This window comes from uncultured Alteromonas sp., from assembly GCF_963976965.1.
In the GTDB taxonomy this organism is placed as follows: Bacteria; Pseudomonadota; Gammaproteobacteria; order Enterobacterales; family Alteromonadaceae; genus Alteromonas; species Alteromonas naphthalenivorans.
Map to the genome: position 1 here is coordinate 1 of NZ_CAXBMP010000009.1, position 21,457 is coordinate 21,457.

Genomic DNA, 21,457 nt, shown 5'->3' on the forward strand with positions numbered 1-21,457 from the left:
CACCATCTATACTGAGTTCGTACGGTAGTAATCGGCAAGCCCGTAAATGTTCCAAGGGGCTCCGCTGCCGCATCCTTGCGGCAGAGGGTATGAGACTCGCTCTCCACCCTCACTCTGAAACATAGCTGGCTACTTCGCCACAGCATCCATGCTGTGGAGGGTTCCGATAGCCCTTGCACACCATCTATACTGAGTTCGTACGGTAGTAATCGGCAAGCCCGTAAATGTTCCAATGGGCTCTGCTGCCGCATCCTTGCGGCAGAGGGTCATAAGGCATGCGCTCCACCCTCACGCTGAAACTTAACATAGCTAGCTACTTCGGCACAGCATCCATGCTGTGGAGGGTTCCGATAGCCCTTGCACACCATCTATATTGAGTTCGTGCGGTAATAATCGGTAAGTCTGTGAATGTCTGGAAGGGCGCGCTCCGCTTCCAAGTTTTAGCAATATGTAAAATTGTTACCCATTCGAATCGGTTTGTTTTAATGTCGTAGATGAAATTAAAAAATAACAAATATAGATGCTTTAGGAGAGAAACGAATGCGGGTAAGAAAATGTAGCGTTACAAAAGCCCTTCCTAAAAGTGCGGTGGCATTTGCTGTATGTGCAGTAGGCTTAAGTACTACTTTATTAAGTGGCTGCAATCCCGCACCTGAAGATGCGCCTAAGCATGCACAGCAGGCTAGTGTTGATAAGCCAGAAAGCGTTAAACAGCAAGAAGATAAGCGACTTGTCGCGTTTATAGAGGCGCGTTTTGATAGGTTGGTGGCACAAAGCCCAAATCTCCAATCTTACCTAGGTATTAACAATGGCGCGCAATCTACGTGGAGTGACACGTCTGATGCGTTTGCTCAAAAGCAGTTAGAAAACACAAAGGCCGATCTGGCTAAATTAACTGCCGAATTCGACCGCAGTGACTTAAGCGACGAAGGTAAATTGAATTTTGATTTGTTTAAGCGAGAGCTAACTAACGAAATTGAAAATGCAGCCTTTCGTAAGCAAAGTTATGTGGTTGATCAGTTTAGAGGTCAATACACTTCAGCCATTACCTTGCTTAAAAATAATCACCGTATTGTGAATGAAGCTGGTGCACAGGCGTATATAAATAGGCTTGTAGGTTTTGAATCGCTCATGGACGATATTGTAGCGAGAATGAAAGACCGGGCAGCCTTTGGTGTGTTACCGCCTGCATTTTCGTTTGATTCAATGATCAACGACGTGAGTGCTATGTTAACCGGTGCACCTTTAGATGCCCCGGTTACGAGTAGTAGCAAGCTTCACCCCTTGTATGCAGACTTCAAAGAAAAGTTAGCCGCACTGCATTTAGAAGAATCAAAAGAAAATGCATTGCTTGAAGAGGCTAGTAGCGCGCTTAAAGGGCCATTTAAAAGAGGCTACAGCAGCTTACTCGCCACGTTGAAACAACAAAAGCCATTACAAGCTAACAATGATGGTGTTTGGTCGTTGCCTAACGGCGATGCTTATTACGCGAATCGAGTAAAAGCTGAAACCACATTAGCGTTGTCACCAGAAGAAATTCATGTGATTGGTTTAAATGAAGTTGCACGTATTCATCAACAGATGCAGCAGATAATGGATGAGGTTGAGTTTACGGGAACACTACAAGCTTTTTTTGAATTCATACGCACCGACCCAAATAATTTTTATGCCAATAACGACGAGGGTCGAGCGGCGTTTTTGGCTGATGCAAAAGCGCAAACCAGTGAAATCTTTGCCGTTGCCGATCAATATTTCCATACTCTGCCAAAAGCGGATTTAGAAGTACGTAGAGTAGAGCCTTGGCGTGAGAACTCTACGTCTATTGCGTTTTATAATCGTCCCAGTTTAGATGGAAGCCGTCCTGGTATTTACTATGCTAATTTGGCTGATATGACAGGGGTTCAAAAGTATGTGTTCAAAGCGATAACTTATCATGAAGGCGTGCCCGGCCATCATTTTCAAATTGCCCAGGCACAAGAACTAGAAGGGCTGCCGCGCTTTAGGAAGTATTTAGGTGTAGGGGCTTATATAGAAGGTTGGGCCTTGTATGCAGAACAATTAGCGTTCGAGATGGGCTTTTATAAAAACCCATTGCATAATTTTGGCCGTTTGCAGAATGAGCTTTGGCGAGCGGTTCGCCTAGTGACCGATACCGGTATTCACTACAAACGCTGGTCGCGAGAACAAGCCATAGAATACTTTGCTACCAACACGCCTTTATCACCACAAGACATTGAAACGGAAGTAGAGCGTTATTTTGTAAATCCAGGGCAGGCGCTTTCATACAAAATGGGTATGCTAAAAATACTGGAATTACGTGAAAAAGCGCAAGCGCAGATAGGTGATAACTTCGATATTCGCGACTTCCATTCAAGCGTACTGGGTGCTGGCGCATTGCCTTTGGACGCGTTAGAAAAGCGGGTAGAGCAATACATCAACACTAAACAATAATAGCAGAAGGACAATGCCCTACTTCTTCTCTGCGATCGGCGGTATAAATATCTGTAGGTGAAACATGAATGTATTAACTTCTACAAGTTATTTCCTTTTGATAACTATTGGCTTAGTTGACGTTTACGCGTCAGCAGAGACTATTGAAATAGATAGCATAAAATACACATCGTCCATTATTGAAGTAGGGGCTGGGCAACCATCGATTATCGCGTCGGATATTAACGCTGATGACAACCAAGATGTGATAATCGCGAACGCGTCTGATAATAATATTATCACTTACCTTTCAGACGGGAAGGGTACCCTAAACCGCGGCGGAATTTTTGCTGCAGGGGATAGCCCTTCTGGGTTAGCGATATCAGATATAAACGCAGACGGACACGTTGATGTGGTTGTTGCCAATCATGAAACTTCGTACATTACTGTGCTCTTTGGCAAGGGGGATGGAACCTTTGTCGAGCCGCCGCATTCCCCCTTAAATATTAACGTAAAGCCTCATCCCCACGTTGTGAAATTGAGTGACATTGATGGTGATGAAACGCCAGATTTAATTGTAGATAACAGAAGCCACAATGGACTTCTGGTACTAAAAGGCTTAAGTGCAGGAAGATTTAAAACGCCTGGTAAGGTTATTAACGCAGGTGGAGACCCATACCGAGGGTTTGCTGTTGGCGACATCAATAACGATGGTTTTGAAGATATGGTTACTCCAAATCAGCGAGATATTGGCGTATTGGTAAATACTGGCGATAAGCAAATGCGCTTTTCTTTAAGCAAGTTAGCCCAACCGGAATCGCCCTTTGCTATTGAACTTGCTGATATGAATGGCGACGGAAACCAAGATGTCATTGTAGCGACAAATGAAAGTATGATTACCATTATGCTCGGCGATGGTCGCGGTAATTTTCTAAAAGTCGCTAAATCAGAAATTAGCGCTTCAGCAGGCGCTAAACAAATTGCCACGGGCGATATAAATGATGACGGAATTGATGATGCGTTAATCAGCAGTTGGTCAGGTGAAGTGCTTGCAATATTGGGAACTAAGTCGTCATTTAAGTCTATCAGTTTCAAGCACCCTCAAATTTCAAACCCCTGGAGCCTTGCCATTCTCGATATAAATCAAGATGGTAAAAGTGATTTTGTCATTGGAGATGGTGACAGTAAACGGGCTGCTGTGTATGTTAGTAGCAATGACTTGTAGGCGTTGAGTTATTTAGTGTAGCTTTTAAGTAATCAACAGCGTCAGAAATAATATTCGTGCGCTAATAAAAGGGATATTTTGACAGAGCTTACTGTCGAAGATGTTGAAAAGTACCTGAATTCACTTGGTTCGCAGGGCTGGGAAATTATCGACCTAGATTTTCAAATGGACCCGACGATGCTCGTTGGTCCTATGCCTTTGCTTAAAGTGGCCAAAAGACCTAAAAAACAATGCTAACGCTAGTTTAGTTAAACTGAAAAGGAAGCAGGATATACAATGTTTTTACCAGAAAATGAACTTGATGCCGGATCAGTCGTGCTGGTGCCTTTGCGGGAAGAACATGCTGATGATTTGGCAGACGCTGCGAGTGATGGAAAACTATGGGAGCTCTGGTTTACTTCGGTGCCACGACCAGACGCTATTGACACTTATATTTCTCTGGCATTGCAGCAGCAAAAAGATGGCTTGTCCCAACCCTTCGTGGTGGTTGAAAAACTAAGTGGGAAAGTGATCGGCAGTACCCGTTTTTGCAATCTAGATTATGCAAACAAGCGAGTAGAAATTGGTTATACCTGGTATGCAAAAAGTCATCAGCGCTCGTCGGTAAACACGGAATGTAAATTAGCGCTACTGAACCATGCATTCGAGGTGCTTGACGTTATTGCTGTTGAGTTTAGAACTCACTGGCACAATCTTGAATCGCGTAAGGCAATTGCTCGTCTTGGCGCAAAACAGGATGGGGTACTTAGGCAGCATCAACGTCTACCAGATGGTTCGTTTAGAGACACAGTGGTATTTTCCATTATTAATTCTGAATGGGCGGCGGTAAAAAATAACTTAGTGTACAAGTTGGCAAGTTTTCGACAATAGAGCCACGTGATAGCGCTAATAACAAGGTGAGTCATGACAAAAATTGTCGTTTTTGGAAACTCAGGTTCAGGAAAGTCTACCCTGGCTAAGAATTTGGTAAAGGGGCACCACATCGCTCATTTAGATTTGGACTCGGTGGCCTGGGCGCCCTCAAATGCGACCTCTAGCCCACCTAGTCGTTTGCCTATCAGCGAATCAAAGGTGCTTATTGAAACTTTCTTATCTAAAAATACATCGTGGGTTATTGAGGGTTGCTATTCCGATTTGCTCGCTGAAGTCTTGCCTCATGCCGATGAGCTCATCTTCTTAAATCTACCCATTAACCTTTGTGTAGAAAATGCTAAGGCTCGCCCATGGGAACCTCATAAGTATGCGTCTAAGCAAGCGCAAGATGCGAATTTAGATATGTTGATAGACTGGATAAAGGACTATGAAAATAGAACGGATACCTTTTCCAAGCAAAGTCATCAAGTCTTGTACGATAGTTTTGAGGGAACCAAAACCATGTACACCTCAAACAGCCACAGTGAAAGACAATGAAAGATAGCGAAGCACAGTGACCTACGACGAGTTTAATCAGTTTTGTGGTGGCTTAAAGGCTACAACTTATGTAATGCAATGGAATAACTCCCATGTATGGAAGGTGGGCGGTAAAGTATTTGCCATAGGCGGTTTAGGCAAAAACGGTGAACCCGCTTTTATTTTCAAAACCTCAGAGCTTAATTACCATTTTTTGAGCGAGAAACCCGGGTATCGCCCCGCGCCTTATTTTGCGTCTCGGGGCATGAAATGGATCCAGCAATTTGGCGGCGATGAAACTCAACCTAAAATTGAATTTGAACAAAGTGTAGAAGCACTCAACGAAGAGTTGAGCTACTACTTACACGAGTCTTATAAATTAGTGTCGCTAGGACTTACTAAGAAAAAACAAAAGGAACTAGGGTTGAGTTAATCTTATAGCTTTGACTATAACACTCAATTACCGGAAGATAGGGCGATAATTTAACATGGCCCGCCAATCGTTAAAGGCCATTAATAACAGGGTAAGACCATGCCAAAGGCAAGTGAAATTAAAAAGAATCACACCATCGTTTATGGTGGTAAAACGTGTATTGTGAGAGATATCGAACGTTCAGTACCTCAGGGCCGCGCGGGTGGTAGTATTTATCGCATGCGTATGTACGACGTGGTTAGCGGCGCTAAGTTTGATGAAACCTTCAAAGATTCAGACATGCTAGAAATGGCTGATTTAGTGCGTCGCCCAGTGATGTTTTCTTACATAGATGGCGACGAGTATGTATTCCTCGATAACGAAGATTACACGCCGTACCACCTAAACAAAGAAAGCATTGCTGACGAAGCCTTATTTATTAACGAAAAGACTGAGTCTATTCAGGTGTTAATTGTAAGCGATGTGCCAGTGGCGCTAGATTTACCAATGAGTGTAGAACTAGAGGTAACTGAAACCGACCCTTCTATTAAAGGTGCGTCTGCAACCTCGCGGACTAAGCCTGCTACGTTATCGACGGGGCTAGTGGTTCAAGTGCCTGAGTACATCAGTACTGGCGAGTGGATAAAGGTAAATACCGAAGAGCGTAAATTCCAAAGTCGCGCGTAATATTTATTTAAGTACGATTTAAAAAAACGAGGGCGCATTGCGCCCTCGTTTATTATTGCTATATCACCGCTATGCGACAGTGGCATTCCCGCAAGCGGTCATTTCGCCACTGCCTATATAACTAGATGTTTGCTACAACAGCGTTGTAGAAAGCTTCTGGGCTAGTTGCTTCGTTTGCTGCAACTGATAGTGCCATTTCAGCACGAACAGCAGTAACAACATCAGCACGTGCCGCTTCGTTTACTTCTAAAATATCAAGCATTGCCGTTAGGTGTGCGCCTGAACCTTGGCTAGTTTCTTCAATAATGTTGTTAAAGTTATTTTGAATGAATACCGCCGCAGTAGCCATTTTACCTTCACAAGAATCAGCAGATGATACTTTTGAAGAAACCGCAGTCGTACCTAAATCCCAAATGATGTTTGAAATGGCAGCAGCTGTGCCATTGTCATCAAAAATAGCCGCGCCAATACCACAGTGTTTCCACGGGTTGATGTTGTCGTCAGCCGATACGTTTCCAGCAATGGCAGTAGTCGTAAGAAGTGCAGCAAGCGTTAGTTTTTTAAACATTGTTATATTCCTCTGATTGTTATTAGTAATAATGTGAAATGAGCAAGCCGAAGTCAGTACCATGCTTGTTATCAATATTGGCTCTCACATCCCAGCGCTGATTAATTGAATATCGCGCGGTAATAGAGAGGTAATGTTGATCCTTCGATGGCTGGTTCACAAACCATTGTTGTCCTACTGCCAATGACATTGCTATTTCAGACGTAACATGTGCTACGCCTCCCACTTCTGAACCCACAGCGATAAAGCCGCCATTCAGATTAGAGCTGGTAATAGAAGTGCTGAGCGCGGCATAACCTACAAGGTTGTGACGAAAGGCCCAAGACTTCCCAATAAAACTGTCGATATAACCTGCGCCGCAGTGGGTACAGTTGTTAGCCTGTTCTCTGTAGCCAAAGGCCAGTTTCCAAGCCCAATTGCTATCAAGTGGCAATCCAGATTCAGACGCATTAAGGTTAATAATTCGTACTGGCGTAAACTCTCTTACTGCTAACTCTTCACCCTCTAGGTAACGAAGACGAAGATTAAAGGTGGTTAGCTCAGAGTAAGGAATTCGCCCCGCATTCAGCGTGAGCAGATCGTAATAATTGGCCCTAAAGTTCAACTCCCCCGCCACGTCGCCTGATGGTGTGTCGTATAAACCAAGACCAATACGCGTGGTATCTTGTGCTTCATGAGGAGGGCGTCTATCTATGCTTTTCCAGTTTGGTTTAACGGGTGCCATACCAAACCGTTTTATCATGGCTTGCCGCTTTTGTGCTTGTTGTATAGTGGTGAGGTCGTCTTCTTTTTGTTCAATAAACGCAAAGTAGTCGTAAAGGGTATCGATAACCCGTATCGCCGATGCGTCACCTAAAGCAGCAAGTTGCTGTTGCGTGTCTTTAGGCGCACTTTCTAGAATTTGCAGTAAGGTTTGCTGTTCCTTGCTGGTTAATTGTTGCCAGCGATCATAAAGTGTTTGCTGACGTGAACCATGGTAGATAACGTCATTAAACATTGTACGGCTAGTTTGATGGCGTTGCATCATTACCACTAAATCAAATGGCATCACCCACACCTTATTGGGGGCAATCAGAGATTCATCGAAAACTAAGCTGAGTAACTTTGCTAATTGGTAGGCACAGTTTTGCTCAAAGAAGTAATAGGTCATTGTGGCATTTTCTAGCTCCCATAAATGGGCAAGTAGAAATTGAATATCGTCTTGGGATAGGGCAAGTTTATATTCCCACATATCGCGAAGCTCGGTTTCGCTATAAGTTAAATGATGATGGTGGTATTGCTGGTTAGAGAACTTACCTTGATAGCCACCCAATATGCCTTTAGTGATGTAAACCAACTTGTTTTCGTTATCGGGTACTTTAGCCCCATAAGAGAAGGTGTTATCGAGTAAGCCGTCTTCTGATTCGCCATTAAACTTTAAAAATACATGACCAAACATCGACGCGGGGTTACCTAAGTAGCCTGAAGCAAAAATAAGGCTGGCGCTGTGGGTAGAAAAAGCATCTAAATAATCTTCATACTTTGGACATGCCACGTCAGGGAAGCTAAGTGTGGGTAACTGTTTTTCTATAAAACGTTTACGTGCGGGAAATTGACACTGGCTTTTTGGGTTTTGTGAGAAGGCATGAATAGTCGCTTCAAGTTCCGAAAGTGGATTTTCAAAGCCATTTTCTGCTAAATAGAAGTTACTGCCATTGTGGTGTAGCGTTACTGCGGTTTGCTCAGCATGTAATAGCTGCTTCCACACCTTGTGTGATGCTAGGTTATTTATATGTTGAGACGCATCGTTAGCGTAAACTAGCGTTACGGTACACAAAAATACTATGCAACAGCGGGTGAAAAAGGAATACAACGCAACTTCCTAGACTAAATCCATTTAAATTCGCGACAACGACGTAAAATAAACCGTTTCGTTGCGCAATGAAGATTGCAGAATATGCCTTCGCTGCAGGGTATATACAAGTTCCAATTACAGATAATTTGTTACTAATTGCTACTAGGTGCCTTAAATTTCGCTTCAAAAAGGTGAGGTTAAAACCATTTTCTTTCACCTCGTTTGTGCTTGAGGGAAACTAAAAATCAATAAATTAAAAAAGGAGGGCTGTAATTGGATCTCGTTACTTATTGGCTAACCGCTGATGGCGCTATCTCGTTAACTACCGCCGCAGTGCTAATAGCAACCTCTACGATGACGTCCTTGATAACCGCCACCTTTGGTATTGGCGGTGGCGTGTTGCTTATTGCGGTAATGGCGGGAAGCTTGCCAGTATCTGCACTTATTCCTGTGCATGGGTTGGTACAGTTAGGTTCAAACGGCAACCGAGCACTAATGACCTTTCGTTATGTTGATTGGTCTATGGTGAAGTTCTTTTCGTTTGGGGCGTTGTTGGGGGCGGTGCTGGCTACGTTTATAGTCGTGCAATTGCCCTTAGTCGTAATCCAATTTGCTGTAGCGGGTTTTATCTTATTTTTGGTGTGGGGCAGCAAACCAAAAGCGCAGGAAATGCAGCCCGCTGGGCGAAGTCTAGCGGGGCTGGTCACCACGTTAATCTCTATGTTTGTGGGGGCTACGGGGCCGCTAGTTGCCGCGTTTGTGCATCGGAACAATTACAATAAAATGCAGATAACCGCCACCATGGCCTCGTGCCTTACCTTTCAACATGGGTTAAAAGCGTTTGTGTTTACCTTTGTAGGATTCTCCTTTTTTCAATGGCTAGGATTAATTTTTGCCATGATTATAAGTGGCGCAGTGGGGACTTACGTGGGGCTAAAAGTACTCAAGAAGATTCCAGCCGATAAATTTCTCGTGCTGTTTAAGGTTATCGTTACCTTATTAGCAATCCGCTTAATTGTGCAGGCAGTGTCTGATTTAGTGTAGGTCAGCTTGTTCGATGTTGTTTGCCTATGAATTACTCAACGAAAGCGTGATAGGCGAATATCTTCGCCTATCACTTTACCTTTTTTATCGTAATTTACATGTTGGCTCGCTTTGGGAGTGGGCCAGTGAATAGTGGTCGCTAAAAGCGATAGCTCGCTGAGATCTGCCATTCTCTGCCAGTCCCAGGCAGTTTATCTCCTACCGCAATATCGGCATCTGATACGCGGTTAACACCTGCGGTATGAGCGGTATAGTACTTATCAAGCGCATTTTGAAGCTGTACCGACACGCTAAAGGCTTGAGTAAGTTGCCAGCGTGCGCCCAAATGTATAAGTCCGTAACCTGATGTACTGCTTTCATTTTGTAGGGCAGAGGTATGATTCTGTGCACCCACTAAATGAGACGTAACTGACAACATAAGCGGCGATTGCATAAGCTCGCTTTGCCACTCAATACGGGTAGTTAATTGCTCAGGGGCAATGCGAAATAACCCGTCGTCTATATCGTCTCTATTACCATGGCTCAAACTTGCTGTAGACGTTAGAAGCAGGTTGTCAGATAGCTTACCGTTAATCGTAACGTCTAGGCCTTTAATAACTGCGTCGGTATTCGTCCATTGAAACGGTGTATCAGACCCCATCATGGTCGAGAACATAACCGCAGCTGCATTGCTGCTCGGGGTGCCAGTAATATAGTCTTCTATGTCTTGATAATAAAGTCGTGGTGAAACGGTCCAGTCATTTTTGCTGTAAGTAACACCAAACTCAATTTGACGCGCAGTTTCGTTATCGAGTTCAAGGTTACCAATGTAATTGAACCCGTCTGCCATGCCGCCTGTAATGCCTAATGGTAACCAGGTGTAACGTTCATAATAATTAGGCGCGCGGTTCTTTTGGGAGATACCCGTAAAGACTGTCACCGTTTCGCTTACGGGTATTTGAATAGTCGCTGCCGCATCTAGCATATTGTAGGTTTCACTACGTTCGGCGGTGTTGAAGTTAGACGCTAGTGTGGCCACCGCATCGTTCATCATTACCATGTTAGAGTCTATTGCATCAGCGTCCATATCAATTTGGGTATAACGAAGGCCCAGCAGGTAATCAGCGGTGTCGGTTTTTCTATGCCATTCGGTAAAACCACTGTAAGTATCGCGGGTAATATCGCTAAAGTTATTGATATAAAATGCGCTGTTATTCGGGTTGGTGATAACAGAGCTATTTCGACTGTGTAAATGACTAAAGCCTACTTCAAGTTCACCATTAAGGGCTGGGGTGATGTAGCTTGCCTCTATTCCTTGTGCAACGGAATCGGCATCGTTTTGTCTTGCCGTGCTGGCCATCGAAACCGCGCGTTGAGAAAAATTGTCCATGGCGTGTTGGTTGCTATTTCCAAACACGCTGACTTTTAACATACGCTCATCATCGGCTTGGTATTGATAACCTAAGCGATACCACGCCGCATCTATAGACGTAATATCCATGGCAAGAGCCGCAGTACCGCTATTGTTAGTGTTCAGTGTTTGGTAGCTGACATCTAGGCTATGCTTGCCCCAACTATAGCCTGCACGAAGTTTACCGCCGTTTCTTTGGTACTGAGAATTAGGGATAGTTATGTTTGAGCCTGCATCGTTAGAGGCAGCCTCGCGCTCGTCACGTTGCTGGTGGGTAAATGCGCCGCTAAAAAAGCCATTGTCTGTGCCATAAAATGCATTGGCTTGGTACTGCTGTGCATCGCCGGGAGAAAACGCACCGGCGCTGGCATTAAACTGCAGGCCATTAGCTTGTGCAAACAAGTGCTGAGCGTCGGCACGAATGTCTAGTTTACCGCCTAAGGTTTCAACCCCTGCACTTACCGGTACTATTCCGCGATACAGCACGGCCTGAAGGCCGGGTTCAGGTAACACATGTGAAAGCGGGGAATCCATAGCGTTAGGGCCTGCGACCGCAATATCTACACCATCAATAGTCACGCCGACTCTATCACCATAAAGGCCACGGTATTGAATTAACCCGGTTACGGGGCCGTTTCGTGAAATAGTTACGCCAGGAAGGGCAGCGAGTTGATCGCCATAGTCAGCTTCGGTATTAGTAGAGGCCGAAACCGGCGCATTATTAGTGAGGGTGAGCGGCTCGCCAATAACGGTAATCACTTCTGTTGAAGCGGTGTCTTGAGCATACAAAAAAGGGGAAAAGCCAGCAGTACATACTGCTAGTGCAATGGCTGTTTTTTTCATAATTAGTCCATTTTAATTAAACAACGTCAGCGATAACGCTGATAAAAGCGCGTTATAAATAAAGTGTTATGGGAAAACTATGAAAGGGGTGGAGCGCGTGACAGCGGAGCCGCGTAGGCGTATGCGGTATAGGGCCGCTGTGCAATGGCAGTAGCAAGGTTGTTATAACTAACAAAGGTTATTAAGGGAAGTGAAAACTCAGGTGACTTTACCGCGTTGGGTAAATCAGAAAGTAGGCTATTGGTACAGTCGATATGTTCTACCGGTATTTTGCTAATATCGACACTAACATAAACAAACTCACCGGCATGTTCAGTCGCGCTTAATGATATCCAGCGCATGGTATTACCGGTACAGATAAGTTCTATATCGTTGTTGCTGTCGTTAAACTGGGTAGTAAATTGCTGGGCCTTTTCCATTGAAACAGCCGCAAGCCCCAATGCCATCGCATTTTGCAAAAGCAGGGTTAGGCATACTAGCAGTGTAAATAATGACTTCAATGGCAAAGCAGTATTCTATTTCTACCGGAACTTATCTAATAATACGTTAAAAATAGGATGTTGAAAGGGTTTTTACTGCGAGCTATTTAACCCTTAACCTTTAACCCTAGCGATTGAAGCTTACGATATAACGTCCGCTGGCTGACACCTAGTGCATTGGCAAGAGTGTCTATACTGCCTTCGTGCTTTGCCACTACCTTTTCAAGGTACTTAGCTTCAGCAGCTTCCAGAGTGAGGACTCTTTCATTTGTGTGGACAGTGGGTTCGCTAACTAGCTCGGGCAAATCGGTTGGGTAAATTACATTTTCATCTGCCAACAAGTACGCTTGTTCCACAATATTTTTAAGCTCTCGAATGTTACCTGGGTAGGTATAGTTGGTTAGCATTTCAATAGTGGATTTGTGTAAACGCTTTTTCGAAGGCAGTTCGTGCAACATGTGGCTGCACAGCAATTCAATGTCGCTTTGACGCTCACGAAGTGGCGGAAGGTGTATGGGGAAACCTGCAATACGGTAGTAAAGATCTTGTCTGAATTCACCTTTTTCCACTAAGGATTTTAAGTCTTTATGGCTAGCGCATACTAAACGGAAATCGGCTTTTTTTACTTGCACGCTTCCAACTGGGCGGTAGGTTTGAGTTTCAAACAACCGTAGTAACTTCACCTGCATGGTAAGAGGCACATCGCCAATTTCATCAAAAAATAGCGTTCCGCCTTGGGCGGCATCAACTAATCCTTTTTTGTTTGATTGCGCGCCAGTAAAAGCGCCTTTCTCGTAGCCGAATAACTCCGATTCAAAAAGCGTATCAGCTAACCCCGTACACTCTATTACCACAAAAGGTTTTTCAGCGCGGTGGCTACTGGTGTGCAGGGCATGAGAAACCAGCTCTTTACCTGTGCCCGTTTCGCCTTGAAGCAACACGGCTATATCGGATTTTGCGGCCCGATTAATTTTATTCAGCATGGCTTTAAAGGCGGCAGACTCACCTATCATTTTACCCTTGGTAGGGTAATTTGATGCAAACGCGAGTTTATCTAATATTTCTAAGTAACCAAGCAGGTCGCCATTAGCGTCGTGAACCGGCCGCATGAGAATATCACAATAGCTTTGACCGCTTTTTGTGGTGTGAATGTGAACCACACTTGCAGTCCGGCCGGTGTCTTTGCATTGCTGAATAGGGCAGCTTTCACCGCATTGATCACAAGGCTTAGTATTACCGTGTGACACCTTAAAACACTGACTTTTACCCGGAATAATATCCACAGGGTAGGTATTGCGATAAGGCTGGTTAACCGCCTCTATTACATACTGATGATTAATGAAAATAGCGGGTTTATCGATGGCATCTATCATTGCCTGAACAATCGAGATATTCATGTAACAGCTTCACCTAGCGATACGGGGTGGGTGCGCATGCGGTATAGATACAACCTACACCCATAAGGTAATTAATCTAGGTTTAAGGTATCACATTGGCACGAGCCTTGTACGTATCTTGGTAGGTAATGCTCCCCATTGAGGAAAAGAATATGAAAACGAGATTAACGGCTGTTGTGATAAGTGGGTTCTTTTTATCTGCTTCACTATTAATCGTACTATCAACCGCGCTAGCGGCTGAAATGCCGCAGCCGCAAGACAGCATAGCTACACAACACGCAACTGAAACCACCCTGGCAGGCCCCGAAGATAAGCTAAATCAAGCACGTAGCAATGCCAAAGCACTAGGGGGCGCGTTAAAGTCGAGGCTTCAGCAAGCTATTTCAAAAGGTGGTTTGGAAGCAGGGGTAGAAGAGTGCTATGTGGCTGCTGGGCCTATTGCAGAAGCGCTCAAGAAGGATGGTTGGACGGTAGGGCGCACCGCGCTGCAAGTGCGTAACCAAGACAACCAACCAGATGCATGGGAAGAAACCCAATTGCACGAGTTTGCAGATGCCTTATCTAAGCAATTGCCTATGCCGCTAGAGGCATCACAGTGGAATGAAGAAACAGGTGAATTGCGCTATATGTCAGCGATTGTTACGGGGCAAGTATGTACAGCCTGTCATGGCAATAACGTGGCCCCAGCAGTGTTAGATATTATTAAAGAGAAATACCCTGAAGATACCGCCACGGGTTTAGCGCCGGGCAGTTTAAGAGGGGCTTTCACGCTTACCTATTCACCCGAATAGCCATTTCTTTATTTAGAAGATGCAACGGGCCTTTACTGGCTCAGTTGCATCTCTATCGCCTCTCGCTTATTTCTTCTTACTCTCTTTACTTATTTCTATTCACCTAATTCCTTTCCAGTGCTTTTTGCAAACCCTCCACTTTCAGATTTTTTGACCTATTACTTCATTTAATTTTTATTTGTCAAAAATGGCGGGAATTGTCATTTTTGGCGCAATTTCCTCTCATCTTGTTTGAGATGGATCAACGCGGCTGGTTCGACTTAGTGGAATAATTGCGCCGCATGGTAGGGAATACAGGTGGTGATGGGCAATCGTGCCATAGCTGGCGCAAAGCTTGCTAAACCTCCGTCAGAAGTACAAGTCTTACGGTGCGGCCTTATTTTTAAGGTTATTGATTTAAAAGAATTTTAGCGGCTTGCCGTACTGTTTTTTAACTAGGGAGAAAACCCATGAGCGATACGTTAGTCGAGCTATCGCGGTGGCAATTTGCGCTAACTGCGATGTTCCACTTTATATTTGTGCCCTTAACCTTAGGGTTGAGTTTCATGCTTGCCATTATGGAATCCGTTTATGTGATGACAGGCAAAGAAATTTACAAACAAATGACTCAGTTTTGGGGCAAGTTGTTTGGTATTAACTTCGCCATTGGTGTGGCTACCGGCCTCACTATGGAGTTTCAGTTCGGTATGAATTGGTCCTACTATTCTCACTATGTAGGGGATATTTTTGGGGCACCGCTGGCTATTGAAGGTCTGATGGCGTTCTTCCTAGAATCGACTTTCGTTGGATTGTTCTTCTTCGGCTGGGATAAAATGTCGAAGGGAAGACACTTAATGACCACTTGGTTGGTGGCTATTGGTTCTAACTTCTCAGCTCTATGGATACTCATTGCCAATGGTTGGATGCAATACCCTGTAGGCGCAGAATTTAACTTTGAAGCCATGCGCATGGAAATGACAAGTTTTGCCGAGGTTATCTTCAATCCTGTCGCGCAAGTAAAGTTTGTGCATACCGTCTCAGCGGGCTACGTAACAGGTGCCATGTTTGTATTGGCTATTTCTAGTTATTACCTACTTAACCACAAGCATATCGCATTTGCCCGTCGTTCTTTCGCTATTGCGGCTAGCTTCGGCCTAGCGGCTACCTTGTCAGTGATTGTGCTTGGTGACGAAAGTGGTTACGAATTAGGTGAAGTGCAAAAAGTGAAATTGGCTGCGGTTGAAGCGGAATATGAGACCCACCCAGCACCTGCGCCTTTTACCGTATTTGGTATTCCTAATGATGAAAAAGAGGAAACCGAATACGCACTTCAAATTCCTTGGGCGATGGGCATTATTGCTACTCGTTCACTTACCGAGGAAGTGAAAGGCTTAAAAGATATTAAAGCAGAAAACCGCTTACGTATTCTTGATGGTATTAAAGCGTACGGTTTGCTCGATAGTGTTCGAGATGGAACGGCTTCTGCAGACGAACAAGCCCTGTTTGACGCACATAAAGATAATATGGGCTATGCCATGTTATTAGAGCCATTTACGGATGATGTCACACAGCCTTCTGAAGCGGCCTTAAAAAAAGCAGTAGATTACAGTATTCCTAAAGTCGCCCCCTTATTTTGGAGTTTCCGATTAATGGTGGTATCAGGCTTTATTATGCTAGCCGTATTCTTGGCTGCCTTCTATTACAGCACTCAACATAAAATTACGCAGCCTCGCTGGTTGTTGAAAGCATCATTGTATAGCTTGCCGCTGCCTTGGGTTGCGTGTGAAGCCGGTTGGTTTGTGGCTGAGTTTGGTCGCCAGCCTTGGTCCATTGCAGAGATTCTGCCAGTGCATGCATCAACGTCTAATTTGTCTATTTCTGACATTGTTACTACGTTAGTCGCCTACTCAGCGTTTTACACTGTAATGTTCATTGTTGCTTTTTACTTGATGAAGAAGTTCGCCAAAAAAGGGCCAGTACCGCCTGAAGATAATCATAGTGATGAAGATGACGACCTAATCGACTTTGATGCAAAAGGAGCAAACGCATGATTGATTATGAATTTCTTCGCGTAGCCTGGTGGTGCCTTATTGGTGTGCTATTGATTGGTTTCGCAGTAACAGATGGGTTCGATTTAGGTGTAGGTTCACTGCTGACCATTATTGGTAAAACAGACAAAGAACGTCGCGTAATGATTAATACCATTGGGCCGCATTGGGATGGAAATCAAGTGTGGTTTATTACGGCAGGTGGTGCCATTTTTGCAGCCTGGCCGATGATTTATGCTACTGCTTTCTCAGGGTTTTACTTAGCCCTAGCGCTAACGCTAATTGCGCTTTGGATGCGTCCAATTGGATTTGATTATCGCAGTAAACTGCCAAATGCTCAGTGGCGAAAAGCATGGGATTGGGCATTGTTTGCTGGTGGTTTCATTCCTGCGCTTATTTTTGGCGTGGCCTTTGGTAACTTGTTATTAGGTGTGCCGTTTGAATTCGACAACACACTTAAATCAACGTACACCGGCTCTTTCTTTGGTTTGCTTACTCCATTTGCGCTTGTATCTGGATTATTGTCAGTGGCTATCTTACTGAATCACGGCGCTACCTGGTTACAAATGAAAACGGATGGTTTCATTGAATCTAGAGCACGTGTAACGTCGTTTATATTAAGCCTAGTGGCAGTAGCCTTGTTTTTGATTGCCGGTGCGTGGGTAGCCTTTGGGTTAGATGGTTTTGTCATTACCTCTACCGTAGATACCTTAGCCACCTCAAATCCAATGAAAAAAGAAGTCGCTATTGAAGCGGGTGCATGGATGACGAACTACTCACGATATCCATGGATGATGCTTGCACCTGTATTAGGTGTGGTAGCAGGGCTTGCATGTGCCATGTTTTCTCGCAAAGGGAATGCAGGGATGGCATTTGTTTCAAGTGCACTACTGATTACTGGCGTTATTTTAACTGCGGGCTTCTCAATGTTCCCGTTCTTAATGCCCAGTATCACTATGCCAGAAGCTAGTCTTACGGTATGGGATGCCACCTCTAGTCATTTAACTCTAAATATCATGTTCATTGTGGCTTGTATCTTTGTGCCTATCATCTTGTGCTATACCGCCTATGGCTATTATGTAATGCGTGGCCGAGTCAAAAATAGCGACTTAGATCAATCTCACACTATTTATTAAGGAGTAGCATATGTGGTATTTCACTTGGATCCTCGGCGTACTGCTAGCATGTTCATTCGGTATTTTAAATGCCATGTGGCTTGAGTCTACCGAAGACATGGACCGTCCAGAAGACGCCGAATAACTGATTAATATTCATAGCGTAATATAAAACGTAAAAGGCAACGACCTTGTGTTTTCAAGGCTCGTTGTCTTTACTTAATCAGTTATTTTAACCCGCTATTTTAAAAGATAGGCAGTGCGATAAAGTCAATGATAAAGTTAGACAGGCAGACATTTCAAGCTAAGTTTAATCAACTCGATAATACGCACAAGCTTGGCGTGCGCAGACGGGTTTTAATAATTACTTTAGTCAAGTGTCTGTCTCTTTTTTCACTGATTGTCGCTTTCTATTTTTTCGCTCATGCCATGCACGAATGGGTGGTCGATACTCATAGAGCAAGCCTGTTTCATATTAAAGGTTTATGCGTTGCGCTGTTTATTTGTTGGATAGTTCAAGGGTTAGTGAACACGCTAACGTTGTCATACAAAAGCCAGTTAATGCAGGCTATGGAGCAAAACTTACAACTTATCTTCGCCGAGCAACAGCACGCCCTCATTCGTCAACATTCCCTTTTTTACTGGCAAACACTTTGGGTGAAGCATATTCGCGCTATCGCCAACTGGGCTTTCGATTACCGCGTACAGCAATATGTTGCTGTGCTTGTCCCATTGATGGCGCTAGTGGTTATTTTTTACGTAAACCCTGTCATAGGTATGGGGTTAGCTGTAGCCCTGCCGATTGTTCCTTTGTTTATGGTCATTGTCGGGAAAGGTGCCGCGAGCTTACATCGCAAGCATTTTGTGGCACTTGAGCGGCTTGGCGGGTTATTTACCGATAGACTCAATGCACTGCCTTTAATGGCGAGTTATCGTGCACACAACACGCAAATGCGGTTACTTAATAACGCCAGTGAACAACTTAACAAGCGCACCATGCGGGTGGTAGGCGTCGCATTTTTATCATCGTCAGTATTGGATTTTTTTGCCACTTTATCGGTAGCCTTAGTTGCGGTATTTATTGGTTTTTCACTGCTCGGCGAGCTTAACTTGGGGCCTGAAATTTCCTTACAGCAAGGGCTTTGGGTGTTGCTTTCTGTGCCACTGATTTTGAGCGAAATGAAAAAGCTCGGGCAGGTTTATCACCAAAAAGCTGAAGCTGAAGCGGCCAGCGAGTGTTTATTTCCCTTATTTACTACGTTGAACGACAATGCGCCTGCCCAGGAAAGAGAAGTGACTAAAGGCGAAATGAAGAACAAACCGTTTGTGGGGTTTGATGCGCAAGATTTTCGAGTGTCTAACTTGCTTAAAGCCGAACACCTGAAGGTTGCTTTAGGAGAGCATATTCGCCTAAACGGCGTTTCTGGTAGCGGTAAAACGGTATTGCTTGAGGCCCTAGCGGGTCAGCGTAAAGCTTCCCAAAGCTTTGACGGAAGCTATGTATGGGTGAGTCAAACCCCAGTTGTTTTACCTGGCAGTGTGAGAGACAACCTTTTACTGGATGCCCACTATAGCGATAGTGCGTTGTGCGAGGTGCTAAATTCAGTTGAGTTAGCGGATTGGCTTTCGTCGCTGCCTAATGGCCTAGATACCTTGATGACCGAGTATCCCAGCCTCTCTGGTGGCGAAGCGCAGCGGCTTGCGTTAGCTCGCGGACTGTTAAGAAACCCTGATATTTGGTTGTTAGATGAGCCCACTGCGCATATCCCCGATGAGCAGCACCACCGTCTTTCACAACTTATTGCTCGCGTCACACAAGACAAAACCGTTATTTGGGCGTCGCATAAATTATTGCCTGCGCATTGGTTTGACACCCATTGGCGTATTGCAGATGGCGAAGTAACCGTGAAATGAAATCTACCCCCAAATCTATAAAGCCTGCTGTATCTGCGCAAGGTATAGCTACATCAAAAGCGTCTTCGTCACTCACCGGGCAGACATCAATGGCTGCGTATGGCGCGCTGGGCTTAGCCTTGCTTCATGGTATAGCGGGTTTGAGTATTCTTATCATTTCATCTTGGTTTATTGCCATTAGCGCAATAGCTCCTTTAGGGTTTAACTACGTGATCCCTGCGGTGGTGATTCGTGGGCTCGCACTACTTCGTATCGCTTCTGGTTACACCACCATGTGGCTAGGACACAAGGATTTATTAACCCGAATTGCCAAAGCACGGTTAGCTGTGTTTGAGCAATTAGCGGCAAAACGCCTTGAAAGCAAAGCATGGACAGTTGAAGCGCTCGCGAACCACACTGAGCAACTTGCCTCAGCTTTTATTGCGTGGGTTTCTCCATTAGCCTCAGTTATGCTGCTAATGACAGGCTTGTTGCTCACGGGGTATTTCATTAATGTGCCAGGTTATGGTTTTTTCATAGCCCTAGCCATAGTGTGGTTGGTAATTAGCGTTGTTACTGCGGTTTACGGACTGAAAGCTGTGGCTAGTTCGGCTGAGGCAGAGCTTGAATTTCGGCAACAAAGCGCGACGTTTTTTCAAGCAAGTAGTTTATGGCACCTTAAGTCAAAAACGGTAAAGGGCTTGTTTAATGCACCCTCTACTCAGCGCGTACAAGATGCACAACTAAAAGAGCAGGCGCTAGTGTCTAAAGCTATGTGGCTGTTCCAAGGTGGCGTGTTCACTTTAGTGGCGCTGGTTGTTTTGACTGCCAATACGGCAGCCTATTTTGTTCCGCTAGCACTCATTACGCCAATGGTGCTGTTGGCTGCGCCGGACTGGGCGAGCGCCACTTTCAGCAGTGTCGTGAAGCTTGCTAAGTGGCGACATAGCAAGGCAGAGCTACACGCAATGCACACCCAGCCTTTGCCCTTACTAAATGCCCATAAACCCAGCATGTCACTTTCTTTAACGGGTTTTATCGCTAAAGAAAGAAACCTACCAGCGGTCAATATGCAGTTTGAGGCATTAGGGCTGAATGTGATTAAAGGCTATTCGGGGTGCGGTAAGTCGAGCGTACTACAAGCAATATGCGGGCTCCTTCCTTTTGAAGGTCGACGCTCTATAGACAATGTTGCCACCCCGCAAGGCATGCTAGAAAAATGGATTTATGTTGAACAGCAACCCATCATTTTGGCCGGTACTATTAAACTCAATTTAGATCCGGCAGCGTCTGGAATAAGCGAAGATGCTATGCACAATGTTTTAGCCCGGGTTGGTTTGCAGCACCTTACTACCTTGGCTGAATGGGTTGGTAAAGGAGGAAGGGCGTTATCTGGCGGTGAAGGTAAGCGTTTAGCATTGGCCAGAGCCTTACTAGCGATGCCCGATGTGTTGTTAATTGATGAGCCTTTTGAAGGGCTAGACTACGAAGCACAGCAGCGCGTCGCAGAGGTCATTAATGAGAGTGCGCATTCGCGGTTAGTCATTGTTGCTACCCATGTTGTTCCTGCGGCCCTTCAACCTAATACAACCTTCTCGCTTGATGAAAAAGGTTATCAGAGTAAATCTCCCCCCAGTCTTCATACTCAACTAAATGGCACCCAGCTAAGTTATAGCCAACCAAGACACAACCAACTAAGTCATAACCAAATAGATCATGCCCACCAAAACACGGTTGGCGAAGGTGGATGGCAGGTAACGTCGCCGAATTGCACGACGCTAACGCCTAGTGAACAGCAGCAACAGGCTTTGGCAGAGCTGCAACACCACGAGCGCAACACGGCTTTTGGTTTTAAGCCGCGAAGGAAATAAGACCCCAGTTGAAAGGTATGCACACTCTTAATAACTGGGCCCAAAGGGTGAAAAGCGAACAA

At 44.8% G+C, this 21,457-nt stretch carries 20 protein-coding genes; 14 read left to right on the forward strand and 6 right to left on the reverse strand.

Annotated elements, in window-relative coordinates:
• On the reverse strand, positions 1-233 hold a 233-nt coding region (locus AAC006_RS08985), incomplete at its 3' end, for a hypothetical protein (protein WP_339891144.1).
• A 307-nt stretch (positions 234-540) separates the two neighbouring features.
• Between AAC006_RS08985 and AAC006_RS08990 the strand changes: the two genes are divergently transcribed.
• The 7 genes from AAC006_RS08990 (at position 541) to yeiP (ending at position 6,143) form a co-directional block, all read left to right on the forward strand.
• The gene (locus tag AAC006_RS08990; RefSeq protein WP_339348900.1) at positions 541-2,451 is read left to right on the forward strand and encodes a DUF885 domain-containing protein; all 1,911 of its coding nucleotides are present in this window, start codon (positions 541-543) and stop codon (positions 2,449-2,451) included.
• Positions 2,452-2,515: 64 nt separating this feature from the next.
• Complete coding sequence (locus tag AAC006_RS08995) at positions 2,516-3,655, forward strand: VCBS repeat-containing protein (protein WP_126874031.1); 1,140 nt, start codon at positions 2,516-2,518, stop codon at positions 3,653-3,655.
• A 78-nt stretch (positions 3,656-3,733) separates the two neighbouring features.
• On the forward strand, positions 3,734-3,892 hold the full coding sequence (locus AAC006_RS09000) for a hypothetical protein (RefSeq protein WP_013786451.1): 159 nt from the start codon (positions 3,734-3,736) through the stop codon (positions 3,890-3,892).
• Positions 3,893-3,931: 39 nt separating this feature from the next.
• On the forward strand, positions 3,932-4,525 hold the full coding sequence (locus AAC006_RS09005; RefSeq protein WP_126874032.1) for a GNAT family protein: 594 nt from the start codon (positions 3,932-3,934) through the stop codon (positions 4,523-4,525).
• Positions 4,526-4,558: 33 nt separating this feature from the next.
• Positions 4,559-5,065, forward strand: coding sequence for an AAA family ATPase (locus tag AAC006_RS09010; protein ID WP_208804534.1), 507 nt, complete (start codon positions 4,559-4,561; stop codon positions 5,063-5,065).
• A gap of 16 nt (positions 5,066-5,081) precedes the next feature.
• Positions 5,082-5,477: an MmcQ/YjbR family DNA-binding protein gene (locus AAC006_RS09015; protein ID WP_013786448.1), complete on the forward strand. Its 396-nt coding sequence runs from the start codon at positions 5,082-5,084 to the stop codon at positions 5,475-5,477.
• A gap of 99 nt (positions 5,478-5,576) precedes the next feature.
• Entirely contained in the window at positions 5,577-6,143 is a 567-nt protein-coding gene (yeiP, locus tag AAC006_RS09020) for an elongation factor P-like protein YeiP (RefSeq protein ID WP_013786447.1), read from the forward strand.
• Positions 6,144-6,264: 121 nt separating this feature from the next.
• Here yeiP and AAC006_RS09025 read toward each other — a convergent pair whose 3' ends face one another.
• Both AAC006_RS09025 and AAC006_RS09030 read right to left on the reverse strand, forming a co-directional pair.
• Positions 6,265-6,711: a DUF3015 family protein gene (locus tag AAC006_RS09025; protein WP_013786446.1), complete on the reverse strand. Its 447-nt coding sequence runs from the start codon at positions 6,709-6,711 to the stop codon at positions 6,265-6,267.
• A gap of 22 nt (positions 6,712-6,733) precedes the next feature.
• Positions 6,734-8,563 carry a DUF4105 domain-containing protein gene (locus AAC006_RS09030; RefSeq protein ID WP_013786445.1) on the reverse strand — a complete coding sequence of 610 codons (1,830 nt, stop codon included), beginning with the start codon at positions 8,561-8,563 and terminating at the stop codon, positions 6,734-6,736.
• 255 nt (positions 8,564-8,818) lie between these two features.
• Here AAC006_RS09030 and AAC006_RS09035 point away from each other — a divergent pair, with 255 nt between their 5' ends.
• Positions 8,819-9,589, forward strand: a complete 771-nt coding sequence (locus tag AAC006_RS09035) for a sulfite exporter TauE/SafE family protein (protein ID WP_013786444.1) — start codon at positions 8,819-8,821, stop codon at positions 9,587-9,589.
• Between the two features lie 139 nt (positions 9,590-9,728).
• Here AAC006_RS09035 and AAC006_RS09040 read toward each other — a convergent pair whose 3' ends face one another.
• From AAC006_RS09040 to AAC006_RS09050, 3 genes are all read right to left on the reverse strand, one after another.
• Complete coding sequence (locus AAC006_RS09040) at positions 9,729-11,822, reverse strand: TonB-dependent receptor (RefSeq protein ID WP_013786443.1); 2,094 nt, start codon at positions 11,820-11,822, stop codon at positions 9,729-9,731.
• Between the two features lie 77 nt (positions 11,823-11,899).
• Complete coding sequence (locus AAC006_RS09045) at positions 11,900-12,322, reverse strand: hypothetical protein (protein WP_232363159.1); 423 nt, start codon at positions 12,320-12,322, stop codon at positions 11,900-11,902.
• A gap of 86 nt (positions 12,323-12,408) precedes the next feature.
• A complete protein-coding gene (locus tag AAC006_RS09050; RefSeq protein WP_041453156.1) occupies positions 12,409-13,674 on the reverse strand; it encodes a sigma-54-dependent Fis family transcriptional regulator in 1,266 nt (421 codons plus the stop codon).
• 176 nt (positions 13,675-13,850) lie between these two features.
• Between AAC006_RS09050 and AAC006_RS09055 the strand changes: the two genes are divergently transcribed.
• The 6 genes from AAC006_RS09055 (at position 13,851) to AAC006_RS09080 (ending at position 21,395) form a co-directional block, all read left to right on the forward strand.
• Positions 13,851-14,489, forward strand: a complete 639-nt coding sequence (locus tag AAC006_RS09055) for a DUF3365 domain-containing protein (RefSeq protein WP_013786440.1) — start codon at positions 13,851-13,853, stop codon at positions 14,487-14,489.
• Between the two features lie 449 nt (positions 14,490-14,938).
• Positions 14,939-16,519 carry a cytochrome ubiquinol oxidase subunit I gene (locus AAC006_RS09060; RefSeq protein WP_208804533.1) on the forward strand — a complete coding sequence of 527 codons (1,581 nt, stop codon included), beginning with the start codon at positions 14,939-14,941 and terminating at the stop codon, positions 16,517-16,519.
• Positions 16,516-17,652: a cytochrome d ubiquinol oxidase subunit II gene (cydB, locus tag AAC006_RS09065; protein ID WP_013786437.1), complete on the forward strand. Its 1,137-nt coding sequence runs from the start codon at positions 16,516-16,518 to the stop codon at positions 17,650-17,652. The genes AAC006_RS09060 and cydB overlap by 4 nt, the downstream gene beginning before the upstream one ends.
• A gap of 10 nt (positions 17,653-17,662) precedes the next feature.
• Positions 17,663-17,776, forward strand: a complete 114-nt coding sequence (gene cydX, locus AAC006_RS09070; RefSeq protein ID WP_013786436.1) for a cytochrome bd-I oxidase subunit CydX — start codon at positions 17,663-17,665, stop codon at positions 17,774-17,776.
• 128 nt (positions 17,777-17,904) lie between these two features.
• Positions 17,905-19,545, forward strand: a complete 1,641-nt coding sequence (locus tag AAC006_RS09075) for an ATP-binding cassette domain-containing protein (RefSeq protein ID WP_126873866.1) — start codon at positions 17,905-17,907, stop codon at positions 19,543-19,545.
• Positions 19,542-21,395 (forward strand): ATP-binding cassette domain-containing protein, encoded by a 1,854-nt coding sequence (locus AAC006_RS09080; RefSeq protein ID WP_244360142.1) that lies wholly within the window; start codon positions 19,542-19,544, stop codon positions 21,393-21,395. The genes AAC006_RS09075 and AAC006_RS09080 overlap by 4 nt, the downstream gene beginning before the upstream one ends.
• The last annotated feature ends 62 nt before the right edge of the window (positions 21,396-21,457 follow it).

Bases quoted from the DNA above. Each gene is read 5' to 3' on its own strand.
- AAC006_RS08990 (WP_339348900.1), top strand. From the start codon at position 541: ATGCGGGTAAGAAAATGTAGCGTTACAAAAGCCCTTCCTAAAAGTGCG.
- AAC006_RS09050 (WP_041453156.1), bottom strand. From the start codon at position 13,674: ATGATAGATGCCATCGATAAACCCGCTATTTTCATTAATCATCAGTAT.
- cydB (WP_013786437.1), top strand. From the start codon at position 16,516: ATGATTGATTATGAATTTCTTCGCGTAGCCTGGTGGTGCCTTATTGGT.
- AAC006_RS09010 (WP_208804534.1), top strand. From the start codon at position 4,559: ATGACAAAAATTGTCGTTTTTGGAAACTCAGGTTCAGGAAAGTCTACC.
- AAC006_RS08995 (WP_126874031.1), top strand. From the start codon at position 2,516: ATGAATGTATTAACTTCTACAAGTTATTTCCTTTTGATAACTATTGGC.
- AAC006_RS09055 (WP_013786440.1), top strand. From the start codon at position 13,851: ATGAAAACGAGATTAACGGCTGTTGTGATAAGTGGGTTCTTTTTATCT.
- AAC006_RS09060 (WP_208804533.1), top strand. From the start codon at position 14,939: ATGAGCGATACGTTAGTCGAGCTATCGCGGTGGCAATTTGCGCTAACT.
- AAC006_RS09025 (WP_013786446.1), bottom strand. From the start codon at position 6,711: ATGTTTAAAAAACTAACGCTTGCTGCACTTCTTACGACTACTGCCATT.
- yeiP (WP_013786447.1), top strand. From the start codon at position 5,577: ATGCCAAAGGCAAGTGAAATTAAAAAGAATCACACCATCGTTTATGGT.
- AAC006_RS09040 (WP_013786443.1), bottom strand. From the start codon at position 11,822: ATGAAAAAAACAGCCATTGCACTAGCAGTATGTACTGCTGGCTTTTCC.
- AAC006_RS09080 (WP_244360142.1), top strand. From the start codon at position 19,542: ATGAAATCTACCCCCAAATCTATAAAGCCTGCTGTATCTGCGCAAGGT.
- AAC006_RS09005 (WP_126874032.1), top strand. From the start codon at position 3,932: ATGTTTTTACCAGAAAATGAACTTGATGCCGGATCAGTCGTGCTGGTG.
- AAC006_RS09075 (WP_126873866.1), top strand. From the start codon at position 17,905: ATGATAAAGTTAGACAGGCAGACATTTCAAGCTAAGTTTAATCAACTC.
- cydX (WP_013786436.1), top strand. From the start codon at position 17,663: ATGTGGTATTTCACTTGGATCCTCGGCGTACTGCTAGCATGTTCATTC.